General features: G+C 37.1%; 11 protein-coding genes. 4 read left to right on the plus strand and 7 right to left on the minus strand.

Going from position 1 to position 13,398, the window contains the following annotated elements; all coding sequences use genetic code 11:
- Positions 1-124 precede the first annotated feature (124 nt).
- A complete protein-coding gene (locus tag CXF85_RS12215) occupies positions 125-667 on the plus strand; it encodes a DUF4124 domain-containing protein (RefSeq protein WP_101228858.1) in 543 nt (180 codons plus the stop codon).
- Between the two features lie 246 nt (positions 668-913).
- Here CXF85_RS12215 and CXF85_RS12220 read toward each other — a convergent pair whose 3' ends face one another.
- Positions 914-2,563 carry an SUMF1/EgtB/PvdO family nonheme iron enzyme gene (locus CXF85_RS12220; protein WP_101228860.1) on the minus strand — a complete coding sequence of 550 codons (1,650 nt, stop codon included), beginning with the start codon at positions 2,561-2,563 and terminating at the stop codon, positions 914-916.
- A gap of 430 nt (positions 2,564-2,993) precedes the next feature.
- On the opposite strand from CXF85_RS12220, the gene CXF85_RS12225 reads away from it, so the two are divergent.
- Entirely contained in the window at positions 2,994-4,736 is a 1,743-nt protein-coding gene (locus tag CXF85_RS12225) for an SUMF1/EgtB/PvdO family nonheme iron enzyme (RefSeq protein ID WP_101228863.1), read from the plus strand.
- 130 nt (positions 4,737-4,866) lie between these two features.
- Here CXF85_RS12225 and CXF85_RS12230 read toward each other — a convergent pair whose 3' ends face one another.
- The 3 genes from CXF85_RS12230 to CXF85_RS12240 are packed head-to-tail and all read right to left on the minus strand — an operon-like array spanning position 4,867 to position 7,210.
- A complete protein-coding gene (locus CXF85_RS12230; protein ID WP_232771176.1) occupies positions 4,867-5,457 on the minus strand; it encodes a Crp/Fnr family transcriptional regulator in 591 nt (196 codons plus the stop codon).
- A 34-nt stretch (positions 5,458-5,491) separates the two neighbouring features.
- Positions 5,492-6,367 (minus strand): DMT family transporter, encoded by an 876-nt coding sequence (locus CXF85_RS12235; protein ID WP_101228865.1) that lies wholly within the window; start codon positions 6,365-6,367, stop codon positions 5,492-5,494.
- Positions 6,368-6,385: 18 nt separating this feature from the next.
- Positions 6,386-7,210, minus strand: coding sequence for an arylamine N-acetyltransferase family protein (locus tag CXF85_RS12240; protein WP_101228867.1), 825 nt, complete (start codon positions 7,208-7,210; stop codon positions 6,386-6,388).
- A gap of 230 nt (positions 7,211-7,440) precedes the next feature.
- Between CXF85_RS12240 and CXF85_RS12245 the strand changes: the two genes are divergently transcribed.
- Positions 7,441-8,082, plus strand: a complete 642-nt coding sequence (locus CXF85_RS12245) for an NAD(P)-dependent oxidoreductase (protein ID WP_101228869.1) — start codon at positions 7,441-7,443, stop codon at positions 8,080-8,082.
- A 337-nt stretch (positions 8,083-8,419) separates the two neighbouring features.
- Here the strand turns inward: CXF85_RS12245 and gabT are convergent, their stop codons facing one another.
- Positions 8,420-9,700, minus strand: a complete 1,281-nt coding sequence (gene gabT, locus CXF85_RS12250; protein ID WP_101228871.1) for a 4-aminobutyrate--2-oxoglutarate transaminase — start codon at positions 9,698-9,700, stop codon at positions 8,420-8,422.
- 167 nt (positions 9,701-9,867) lie between these two features.
- Complete coding sequence (locus CXF85_RS12255; protein ID WP_101228873.1) at positions 9,868-11,325, minus strand: NAD-dependent succinate-semialdehyde dehydrogenase; 1,458 nt, start codon at positions 11,323-11,325, stop codon at positions 9,868-9,870.
- Positions 11,326-11,433: 108 nt separating this feature from the next.
- On the opposite strand from CXF85_RS12255, the gene CXF85_RS12260 reads away from it, so the two are divergent.
- On the plus strand, positions 11,434-12,414 hold the full coding sequence (locus CXF85_RS12260) for a LysR family transcriptional regulator (protein ID WP_232771177.1): 981 nt from the start codon (positions 11,434-11,436) through the stop codon (positions 12,412-12,414).
- A gap of 224 nt (positions 12,415-12,638) precedes the next feature.
- On the opposite strand, the gene CXF85_RS12265 is transcribed toward CXF85_RS12260, so the two are convergent.
- The gene (locus CXF85_RS12265) at positions 12,639-13,034 is read right to left on the minus strand and encodes a DUF3718 domain-containing protein (RefSeq protein WP_101228875.1); all 396 of its coding nucleotides are present in this window, start codon (positions 13,032-13,034) and stop codon (positions 12,639-12,641) included.
- Positions 13,035-13,398 lie beyond the last annotated feature (364 nt).

A 13,398-nucleotide genomic window follows, 5' to 3' on the forward strand; every position in this document is an offset into this window, starting at 1 on the left:
ACTAATTATTTGCGGTATTCATCACTTCGAACAGAAACGCTTTATTGGGGCAATCTATTTACAAGACCACGCATATACCTTATAAAGAAGAGCTATGCTTAAATTTTCCGATTAAGGATTATCGATGATAAATCGATTGTTTTTTTTAATAATAGTGCTTTCTTATTGCCTTGTTTCTCATCTTGAAGCCGCTGAATTATATCAGTGTGGTAACGATACCTATCAACAAGTGCCATGTAATGAAGGTGTCGAACAAAAAACGTTAAAGCCTGATATATCTAAGAAAGGTGTTCAATTTAGTAAGCCCAGCGTAATAATAGAACAAGCACCGCAAAGCAGCAGTGAGAAAAGAAACCTAAATTGGATTAATAACTTACAAAAAAAATATAATACAGCCCAAAAATTTTGTCGTTCAGACAGAAATGGATTAAAAAAAGCAAAGCAACGAATAATTGATACGTGTAAACAAAGACGCGATACCTATTGTCACGAAAGTGTAGAAAAGATTGCCGACAGAAATTATAACAAGGCAGCACGCAGTTCATCACGACCTGGATGGAGCCCTAATCATGAGCTGAATGGCTTTTCCTCAAACACACAATATTGTAAAGAAGCAAAACGTATTAAAAAACAACTTAAAGACAATTATGATGTCACCGTTTACTAAAAAATAAACAGTGTAATTTATATAGAAACTTGCTTCATCCCGATCTTAGCTAGCGCTTACATCTCACTTTATATTATTGAGTAGTAAGCCCTCGTATATCCATTTGTTAACATTCAAAGCATATTATTATATGTAAAATGGCAAGAATATGCCGACTATATTAAAAATAATCTAACTAAAAATATAGTAAGCTTCGGAAAAAACTTGAGGTCTATAACCCCAAGTTTTTCTATTTAGTCACGAAATTTATATTTTGTTTAATTCTAACCAGTTTAGCTTCCAGTTATTATCAAGTGATTGTAATACTAGCGTAATCTTGCCCTTGTTAAGGTGTAACATTCCACCTTGTTGAGTACTCCATTTATTATAGCCACCGGTCTTCATCACTTTTTCGATTGCCACTTCTTTACCATCAACCAACACCTTAAAACCTTTTGTATCTCTAGGTGCAGCAGCACGGTAATTAAGAGAATAATCGCCTGACTTTAATACATCTATTTGATATGTCATTTCTGCGCTATCTGCTATACCGCCAAATCCTGTCAGATTGTATTTACCCTCAACATCTGAAGTTCTTGTGACGTCTGCGCCTTCCAATTTAACAGCACCTTCCGCTTCTATTCGACCAGGCGCTCTAGCTATAGGAGCTTTAGTCGTGACCACATCACTATAATCACTTTGTTGATGCTGTCTTACGGCTACTACCGTGTATTCATATCTAAGGCCATCAACATTTGCATCTTTAAACGTTGTTTCTATTAAATTAGCTGCCATCAACTTAAAAGAACCACCGATACCGGCATTTCGATAGATACGATAACTATCAATCCCCTCTTGCAAGCTTTTATCCCATGTCAATGTCACTAAACCGCTCGCTTGGCTTAATGTTAAATTGGTTATTTTATCTGGATAAGGAAGCAGTGAATCACGTCTGCGTTGTTCATTTCGTTGAGCTGTTTGTAATTCTTTTGAGAAAGATTTTGTATTGTTTGATACTGAGTCAAGGCTGCCATCAAGTGCAACCCTAAAACCTTCAACTCCGCCGACAAAGGTTTCATTTATTTGTCCTCTTTGGCTAGTTGAAAATGTATTCCAATGCCAACTGCCACCGCGAGTGACACGATATTCACATACGTCATCAATAAGCGCGTCACTAGTATTGTGTGCATTCTTATAACTGTCTTGATAACAATCAGCAATATACTCAACAACATTACTTACCATATCATGTAGACCGAATGAATTAGCTTTATACATGCCGACAATACTTGAATAGGCCGAGTGATCTACACAACTGGATTTACCATTAAAAAAGTTTACATAACTGGTATTCGAATCACGCTGTAATATATTTTCACCCGTTAAATCTGCGGTGTTTTCATAATCACAGACCAAGGTTTGGTCGACATCATCGCCAAAGTAAAACTTGGTTTTTGTACCTGCTTTCGCTGCATATTCCCATTCTGCCTCACTAGGTAATCTATATGGTCGGCCAGTTTCTTTTGCTAGCCAATTGGTGTAGGCATTAGCAGCTTTCCAGCCAATACAATTCACCGGTTGATAATCATTCGTTGTCAATGAATTATTGTCCCAACTACCTGCAGTTTCACCATAATTAAACCAACCATTAAGTTGATGAATACACTGTGAGGGCATTTCATACCCTGTTGCTTCAACAAATTGCCTAAATTCTTTTCTGGTGATTTCGTATTTTCCTAAACTAAACTCTGCAACGTTTACGTTATGGATAGGTTGACTGTTTTTCTCGCTAGTATCCCCCATTGCAAAACTACCACTTGGTATTTCAACCATAATAGGCTCTATAGGTTCAACCGCATAAAGATGATAACTAGTTGCTGATAAGCAGAGGGTCAATACGAATTTATTTAATTTCATTTAGGCTTCCTTTTTTTAAGTGGGTTGATAATGAGCAGTAGACTATTAAAAGTCTTACTAAAAACCTAGGATGTATGAAAATAGAAAAATTATAGAAATAAATAAAGCTAACAAGCTGTAATAGTTGACTTTATCTATACCTCATAGATCGGCGACCAACTTTATTTTCTTTTTAATTTTTCTTGTATATCCAAATAAACTTCTGAACGTTTACTTTAACAAGCAAGTTTCGCGACAAAAATGAGTTAGGTAATTACTCTACAGCGTTTAATTTACTTGGGGTTTATGATTGCTTATTTACAGTAGTTAAATACTGCTTCATAAATAGGTGGCTTTATTTTTGTAAGATAAATAATAGAACAACAATAGATAAATTCTAAGACGTCTAAGCTCAAACCTCTTAATCTGAATAAAACTAAGAGGAACATACATGCGCAATAATTCATTTGTTTATACAATTTCAAATCTCGCGGTAAAAATACTGTTATTAAGTACAGCCTCCGCTTCAACAACCTGGGCTGAAGATTATATTGCTCCACCGATGGTTAACATTCCTGCCGGAAAATTTATGATGGGAACAGAAAGCGGAGCAGCATCTGCCAAACCAATACATTCAGTATCAATTGCAGCTTTTCAAATGGCGAAATATCCAGTTACCATGGCTGAGTTTAGAAAATTTTCTGAAGATACTGGATTTAATCCTGAAGCAGAATGTTTAGACCATTTAGATAAAAATTGGTTAAGCGGTCCTACAGATATAGGAAGCGCTAGCTGGGATAAACATAGGTATACCAACAGTGAGTATCTGCCTGTGACTTGTATGTTACGAAAAGATGCAAATGCTTATGCCGATTGGTTAACTGCTAAAACAGGGGTTCAATATCGTCTGCCGACCGAACAAGAGTGGGAGTATTCAGCAAAAGCTAACACAACAAGTCGTTACTTTTGGGGAGACGATCCTACAATGACCCAAGCCTGTTTATATGGAAACTTCGCCGACCAATCGGGTGAGTATATTGCATCTAAGCAATATGGGGCCAGTTATGTTGGCTTTTTAGGCTATGCAAATTGTGATGATGGCGAAGCCTATAACTCTATTGTTGGCTTGTATCGAGCAAACCCCTTTGGTTTGTATGATATGGTCGGAAACGTATCACAACATTTAGACACGTGTTATTACGAAGATGGCTACAAAGAACGTTCTAAAGACGACATGGATTTAAGTAAATGCGAATTTACCGCCACTAGAGGAAACACTTGGCACTATCCACCACAGCCTATAGCAAGCAGAGGTCGTAATAAAAAAACATGGAAACCCTTTTCTGGTTCCGGTTTTCGTTTGGCCGCTGATGGTCATAGCGATAAAGTTGACCCTTCAACAACAACGTTTGAAATAACCTTAAAAAGCGCCCAAAAACAACGTGTAGCCACTAGACCTAATTTACCCTCAGCTCCTAAAAACCTGCAATTAGTTAAGTTAAAAAATAATAACAGCAATAATACCTACGAGTTAAGTTGGCAACCAAGCAATGCCCTTCATGTACAAGGTTATGAAATATACAAATCAACTAGCCCATATGCGCATTTAAACGACGGGTTCTACCAAAATCATTACGTAAAAGTTCAAACAGTCAACGCAACGAAAAACTCAATTAAACTGAGCTTACCTGATGAAGGCGGGAGTTTTCGTGTAGTGACCAAAACAACTAAACTCACTAGCTTACCTAGTCAGCCTGCGGTAGATGTGAAAGCTAAGACGGTAAATATTCCAGGTCGAATTAATATGCAGGACAGTGTCGCTTTAGAAAATGTACATCTGGTCTATAGAAAAGCAAAAAACGATAAGCCCGAGTTATATTATTTATCAAAACTGAATAAATCCTTCGAGCAGCCTTTAGTCGCGACAACGTTTAATATAAATGTAGAAAAAACGGCTTGGTATAAATTAAATTATCGAGGAAAATCTTTTCACAACAGACCATTTTTTAAGTTATGGCAAAACAATACCTTAGTCGGTGATATTGATTACGATCCAAATATTGACGATAAAAGCTCAAATCGCCATAAAGTTTTCTTAAAAAAAGGCATACATACTATGCAATTAAGTATTATGCATGAAGGTTTTGATTACTGGTCAATGACTTGGCTTGAATTCATAGCAATAAAAAATTAATTATCAATAATATTTTTACTGATTTACCCCTAACTCTGTAACGTCGCGAACTTTAAACTCGTGAGCTTACAGAGTTTCATAGGACAGCTATTATTATGGCTGTCCAAATATTTTGCCTGTGACGGTTTATCTACTTTAGCCTATTTCGGATACGACTCAGCGCTATTGGGGTAATGCCAATATGTGAGGCGATCATTTTAAGTGGTATTTTGTCACGTATTAGTGGGTTCTTATCTAGAAACGTTAAATAACGCTGTTCAGCACTTTGTTGTACAAAAGCATATTCACGTTCTTCTTTTTTAATAAACATATTTTCAAGTAAACGATTGTAAGCCGCCATGAATCCGGGTTGTGATTTCATCTGTTCAAAAAACACTGGCCAATCAAATTCTAAACAAATCACATCGTCTAATGCTTCGATACTAAACAGTGAGTTTACATTTTTGGTCATCGCCCGCGTTGAACCACTAATACCTGGTGCATAAGCGAAAGATTGCGTAAATTCTTTGCCTTCAGCAGACACACTCAAATAACGAACAAATCCTTTAACTAGAAAAAAAAACGTCGGAGCTGGCTGTCCCTGAATAATCAACTGCTGACCTTTTTGATAATGTTTCACTTTAGGTTTTAAGCCAAATTTATCAAAATCAGCTTTATCAATATTAAGGTTGTTACCCAAAAAGTAGTGGACGAAGTCTTCCATAGGTATTTGCAGGCTCATTTGTTAATTATTTCCATATAGAGTTCCTATAAAATTACTGATACTTGGCGGATATCAGGTAAAGTGCTAAGAAGGTTAACATTATCCCAGGTAAAGCGCTGTATAATTGGGAGGAATTCGCTATCACCTGTGGTATCACTACCAGGCTAGGTATTAAATAAGTAAAGGCTAAAAGACGATTAGGCCCTACTTTTTTTAATAGATGTTGCTGTAATAAAAAAGTCGCTATCGTGGTAAATATCGTTAAATATAACAACGTCTGCCAGAAGGTCGTTTGCTGCCAAGCAATGTTAGCCAAGTCACCAAAAAGTATTAAAAATGGCAATAAAATTATACTGCCTAGTAGCATAATATAAAATGCCCCCGACATAGGCGGTACATCAGTTGTCCATTTCTTAATTAAAATCACGTGTAAAGCCAAACAACAACAAGCGGCTAAAAAAATACTATCGCCAAGTCGCCATTCTGACCATGCTAATTTTTCTTGGGTTACGCTCAATAAAACCCATACTGACCCTAGCGTTCCAACCAAAAAACCCGCTATTTGCCTATTCGCTGTTACCTGTTTTAAAGCGATATACGTTATTACCACACTCATTAACGGTAGCAAGGTATAAATGACCGAGGTTCTCATCGCATTAGTCGTTTTAAGTGCCTCAAATAGGCCAATAAAAAACAAAACTAAACATAAACTGATGACGCTATAGTGAAATAATATTTTATAGTTTAATTGTTGGATTGACGTTTTCCCTATAAAAGGCATCATCAACATTGTTGCTAAAATAAATCTTAATGCCGTACTCGCAATGGGATTAACAAAAGGTATTAATTGCTCTGAGACAACAAATGATGATGCCATTAAGCTAACCCAAAGCAGTAAAGTAAAATTATCAATAAGTACTGATTTCATCTGCTGTTATCCAAAATTTTATGCTGCTTTAGCCGTAACGAACTTATGAAATAAAAACGCTGAAATAGCAATATCAAGATCGAGTTCATATACCTCGATAAACAATTGATGTAATTGATTAATACTTGTTATTTTAGTTATTTTAGTTATTTTGTTAATACCGTCTTTGACGTGATGAAATTCATTATTTCGTAGTGATTGAATATCATTAAAGAACTTACGGCAAATCACTAAATTATTAACAAAAGCCGCGTTAGGGTGTTTATGTGAATAGAAGTGACCTAACAAACAATCTGATTCAGTATAGTGATGTAAATCAAACGTATATAGCGTGAAAAAGCCATCATCTTTAAATACTTGATAACAATAATCACCCCGACCATTTTTGATAATACGGTACTGAGCATCTCCCTGATCTTGTACCAAGCCAAGTGACACTTTTACCGGAAAACGCGCGCCTAAATGACCAAAACCAGCATCAACAATATAGTCTTCACCGGCTAAGGTAAGCAGTGTCACTCGATGCGTTCTTGCAACTTCAACATCTTGATTATAAATAACTTTAGATAACAATATCCGTACATCAAATTTCAGCTCAGATAAAACGGTAAAAACCAGTTTATTATGCTCAAAACAATAACCGCCGCGGCGTCGTTCAACTATTTTATTAAATAGCGATTCAATATCGAGGGGTAGTTCCTGCCCTAAAATTACCGCAAGATTATTAAAACTATATTGTGCAATGTGTTTGCTTTGTAATTCATTTAAAAAACCTATCTCTAATGAATTCCCTTTAATAGTTAAGTCGGCTAAATATGATTGAGCTATTTGGGCGTTGGTCACTTTGTCATTCCTTTATTTATTGCTTTGTTTATTTGATAAGGGCAGCTTAACCGAGAAATTCTCTACTGTAATTAACCTAGGTTTAGTGAATAAAGTTACTTAGTTATAAGTGAATTGCCTACGATAATTATTATTCAAATAATAAACCTAGGTTAATGTTGTTATCAAAACTTGTTTGTAGACTGGCGCTATCAAATCGATAACACACCAATTTTAAAAAGGCATTATAAATGAAAATAACAATTTTTGGCGCAACGGGTAATGTAGGTACTAGAGTTATAAAGGAAGCGTTATTACGAGGGCATGAGATAACTGCCGTTCTAAGAAATAATGCTCGGGCCAATGAATTTGATACTGCAGTAAATGTAGTTATTGGTCATGCTGACAATGTTGATGATGTTATAAAGTGGAGCGACGGACAAGATATCGTCATTAGCACAACTCGGCCCCCTCAGGGTCAAGAAAATCAACTAGTAGACACGGCTAAAGCTTTATTATCAGGATTAGAGCAAACCCAAGTGCGTTTATTATTGGTCGGCGGCGCCGCAAGTTTAACAGTACCAAATAGCCAGGGAATATTAGTGGTTGATGATGCAAATTTAGTGCAACCTGCATGGCGAGATATTGCGCTGGCATGTCTTGCTCAGCACAATCTTTGCCAAGAAAATGAGTCTGTCAACTGGAGTTACTTAAGTCCTCCAGCGATCATTAAGCCTGGAGAGCGTACCGGGATATTTAGAACAGGAACAGATGAGTTGTTAGTCGATGAACAAGGACAATCTACCATTTCATTTGAGGATTTTGCCATTGCATTATTAGACGAAGCTGAGTCCGAAAAGAATAGCAGAAAGCGCTTTACCGTTGCTTATTGATATTACTGAAATATCCGTAATGGAAATATTCAAGATTATTCCAGTAATTTCATCACATATTATTCAGCTTAGCCTGTTACTAAGTCGTCTCAGCAACAGGCTAAGCTGATGTGGCTCAGTTCGGGTCTAAAGACTACATAACTAATAGCTCTTTTTGGGTTACGAAATCTAAATTTTGATCGAGTGACTTTTATTTTTTTCTATCATTTCATCTCTATGTGCTTCAGTAACAATCAACGAAGTACATACTCTCCATTATGCGTTATAAAAAACTAACCGGTAATAAATGCACATTATAAGGGAGAAACATGCAACTATTACCGGTTAGGAAGCAGTTTTACTGAGCTAATTCATTAAACAGCTCGGTAAATGTCGCTAAACCTTCTTCGATAATTTCATTGCTAGCGGTTAACGCCGGTAAAAATCGAATAACATTACTATAAAAACCGCACGCTAATAAAATTAAGCCGTATTTAGCGGCGTTAGCAATAATAGCCTGGGTTAAGGCAGTGTTTGGTTGCTCGGCATCGCCATTTTGAACCAACTCCATGGCAATCATAGAACCTGAATTTCTGACATCTAAAATCAAATCAGGGTGTTGAGATTTAATAGCGCTTAATCGCTCATTAAATAAAGCACCTATTTCATTTGAACGCTGTACCAGGTTCTCTTCTTCGATGATCTCTAAAACCGCTAGTGCAGCAGCACATGCAACAGGAGAACCGCCGTAAGTTCCACCTAATCCACCGGGTAATGGTGCATCCATAATTTCGCTTTTACCAACAACCGCAGCAATGGGGAATCCGCCCGCGATACCTTTAGCCATGGTGATTAAATCGGGTTCAACCCCTGAATATTCAAAGTTAAACATTTTACCGGTACGGCCAAAACCTGTTTGAATTTCATCGGCAATTAAAACAATGCCATGTTGATCACAAATTTTACGTAATGCTTGTAAAAACTCAGCCGGTGCTTGATAAAAACCCCCTTCGCCCTGGACAGGCTCAACAATAATTGCGGCAACATCAGTAGGTGCAATATCTACTTTAAATAAATTCTCTACTGCTTTGAGAGATTCTTTAATGGTAATGTCATGACATTCTATAGGGAATGGTGCGTGGAAAATATCACCAGGGAAAGGACCGAATAAATTTTTATACGGGGTAATTTTACCTGTTAGTGCCATGGTTAAATTTGTGCGTCCGTGAAAACCACCGTTAAAAGCAATAACGCCACGACGCCCTGTGTGTGCACGCGCAATTTTAACGCAATTTTCTACCGCTTCTGCACCCGTAGAAACAAAGATCGCTTTTTTATCTGAATCACCCGGCGCAATGGCAGTTAACTTTTCAGCTAATTCTACTGCCACTTCATAAGGATTAACCATCACACAGGTATGGCTAAATTTATCAATTTGCGATTTTGCTGCGGCAACAACTTTAGGATGACAATGGCCGGTATTACAAACGGCGATGCCGGTACCAAAATCTATGTAACGTTTACCTTCAACATCCCAAACCTCAGAATTTTTAGCATGGTCAACATAAACTGGATATACGTTGCCTTGTCCGCGTGCGATAACTTTAGTTTTTCTCGTCTGTAATTGTTCGTTATTCATAATATGTCCTAATTCTTTATAATTTGGTATCGTTCTAGATGGAGATAGATTGCTTGTAACCATGTTGTTTCAGTTAATTTTTCTGACAAGCACGGCGTCATAAACTGAATAAGTACTCGTAACAATAAAGTTGGCTGAAACAACATAAACATTAACTATTTACGCAGTTACTTAGCTAAGCCGCCCATGCATAAATACTTAATTTCTAAGTAATCATCTAAACCGTATTTAGAGCCTTCTCGGCCATTACCTGATTGTTTGACGCCACCAAAAGGTGCTGCTGTATTAGAAATGATGCCTTCGTTAATGCCTACCATGCCAAATTCTAGGCCTTCAGCTACGCGCCAAATAGTGCCTATATCACGAGAATAAAAGTATGCCGCTAAGCCGTATTCGGTATTATTAGCCATTTCAATCACTTCATCTTCACTATCAAAAGCAATTATCGGTGCAACAGGACCAAAAATTTCATTCGCGGCAATAGGCATATCATTAGTGACATTAGTGAGAATAGTCGGTTGATAGAAGCTTGATCCCTCACTGTGTTTTTCACCACCCAGATGAACAATTGCGCCAGCGGCAACTGAATCAGCCACTAATTTTTCAACGTCGTTAACCGCAGTTTCAGAAATCATTGGGCCAAGCACCACACCATCAGTTAAGCCATTACCTACTGATAATGCCTTTACCGCGGCAGAAAACTTTTCAGTAAATTCTGCTAACACGCCCTTTTGAACAAAAATACGGTTAGTACAAACGCAGGTTTGACCAGCATTGCGGTATTTCGATACCATAGCGCCTTGAACAGCCGCCTCAATATCAGCATCATCAAAAACGATAAAAGGTGCATTACCGCCTAATTCCATCGAAACCTTTTTAACGGTTGTCGCACATTGTTGGATCAAGGTTTTACCCACAGCAGTTGAGCCGGTGAAGGTGAATTTTGCTACGTCTGGGTGTTGCGTTAAGACTTTACCCATGCCTCTTGCATCGTTACCGGCCACGACATTAAAGACGCCGGCAGGGATGCCTGCACGCTCTGCCAGTTCAGCCATTGCGAGTGCTGACAAAGGTGTTTGTGTTGCTGGACGAACAACAAAAGTACAACCCGCAGCTAATGCCGCTGCTGCTTTACGCGCAATCATGGCATTAGGAAAGTTCCATGGCGTTATTGAGGCAACAACGCCAACAGGTTGCTTAACAACGATTAGCCTTTTATCGCCCGATGGTGCAGGTATCACATCACCGTAAACGCGTTTACCTTCTTCAGCAAACCATTCAATAAAAGAAGCGCCATAACCTATTTCACCTTTGGCTTCTGCTAAAGGTTTACCTTGCTCGAGTGTTAATATACGACCAAGATCCTCTTGGTTTTCCATCATCAAGTTAAACCAGTTGCGCAAAAGATTAGCGCGCTCATTCGCTGATTTTGCCGACCACATTTTTAATGCAATTTTAGCTGATTTAACCGCCAGCTCTGTTTCAGCAATACCGGCGTTACTTACACTGACAATAAGCTCACCCGTTGCAGGATTGGTTACATCAAAAGTAGTTTCACTGCTGTGCCAACTGCCATTGATATAAGAAAAATTCTTCAGTAATTGCGTGTCTTTAATACCTTGCATGTTTATCTCCGATGATATTTCTATTGTTACGCTTGTTGCTATTGAAACTTAAAAACAACTCTGGTTAAATACAAAACATTAAACCTTTAGTTTTATGTAGGCCAAACATTGACTGACATCCTGAATAATAACTTAAGCAGTCCCCTAAATAGCACCTTAAGTAAAACATCAATTATTCCAAAACCTATTACCGAATACGATCTTCGGTTATTACGAATTTTTGTCTCTGTTGTTGAACATGGCGGCTTTTCCGCCGCTGAAAAGGGCTTAGGCATAACCCGATCTACCATCAGTGTGCATATGTCTAATTTAGAAACAAGAATGCAGCTAAAACTTTGTTTACGTGGCCGTGGGGGATTTTCACTTACGGAAGATGGCCAATCGGTTTATCGAGCAGTTATCAATTTATTTGATTCACTCAATGATTTTTCTTTGCACGTGGGTACCCTAGGCAAAGAATTAAGTGGTGAATTGGTCATACTATGTGCTGATCAGTTAGATAATAAAAAACAACAGAAATTGGCTCGGGTGATTGAGCTAGTCCATGAAACGGCCCCTAACCTACATATTGTTTTAGATGGGGATTCAATTTCAAACATTGAAAGATTATTGTTTAAAGATAAAGCTCATATAGGGATATTCCCAGGTTATCAGCAAGTTGAGGGACTAAATTATGTGCCTTTATCAAGTGAGCCCATTTACCTATGCTGTAGTAAAAAACACCATTTTTTCAATATAGTTGATGCTAAAATAACCAGTGAAGATTTTGCTTCAGTAGCTGCTATTCACCCAGGAATTGATATTGATTTTGCTGGCCGAGAACAACTGAAAAAGCTCAATTTAAATGCAAAGGCTTATCAATTTGATACGCGTAAGGCGATGATATTGTCTGGGAAATATATTGGTTATATGCCCCAAAGCTACATTCAACAAGAATTAAATGCCGGTGAAATCCGTATTATCCAGCCAAGTGTGCTTACCTATCAATTTAATTTATCTCTGGTAAACAAGAAATCACCAAGGGAAGTCCGTAAGGTTAAATTACTGCGCAATGCGTTTAGGTCGGCATTTAATTTGACCGATAAGTAATGTCTGTAAAAGCAGAGAGTAAGTTTCATGATATCCCATTTGTCTAATGATCATACTTTTTCATTACTTTGTGATCTTATTATGCCTAAGAATACAAATCATCTACCGTCCTGTCATTATCATTATCAGAACAAAGAAAAACAATAAAAATGCCTGTCAGCTATTAGCTAACAGGCATTAGGTATGAAAATCGCCTTTCCATACCTCATGTAAAATAAAATCACCTAATCAGTGCTTGTTACATAAACCGTTATAGGTGCTAGTTTTGTCTCAGGTGCAAGCATTGCAATATCACTGATAGTGACATTGGTTTCTACTTTATTTTTTCTATTACTAAAATGATTAATAAACTTAAAAGTTTCACTCGCATTATATTTATGAGCAAACTTTGCTAATCCTAGATCATTACAGAGGTAAACATTGGCAAGGCGTTTCTTATTAATATCAAATCTCCATATAATGTTTTTTAATTTCGATAAATTATTTGACCCGACTAAAACACAAACCTTAGTTTCAAGAGTATTATCATTAGCAACAAATCGATATTGTTGAGCATTAACATTTACGCATGCAATTGATAGAGCTACAGCAATTAAAATTGAGAATTTTTTAATCTTCATTGGAAATCTCCTTTATCAAATTATCCTAATTAACAGTGGAGGAAACACTCAAACAACGAGATAACGTCAATCCTGCTAAAACAATTCCTTTTGCTTAATTAATAATTTTAACCAATAATCGAAAATTTATAAGTAATCTTAAACAGCTAGATGTAACAAATCATGCCCAACATTATCGACCTATTCGTTATTATTTCATCAGCGTTGACTGAATAAATATAAAACTTAGCAACTTAACATCGCTATAAAATAATAAATCATAAAGTGAAATCATGTCATTTTATGTGAATTACAAATTTAGTAACAACTCTATAAGGCGAAGCTATAAATTGAGCTGTATTTCCCTATTAGCAGAAACAACAGT

The organism is Colwellia sp. 75C3 (assembly GCF_002836255.1).
Lineage (GTDB): Bacteria > Pseudomonadota > Gammaproteobacteria > Enterobacterales > Alteromonadaceae > Colwellia.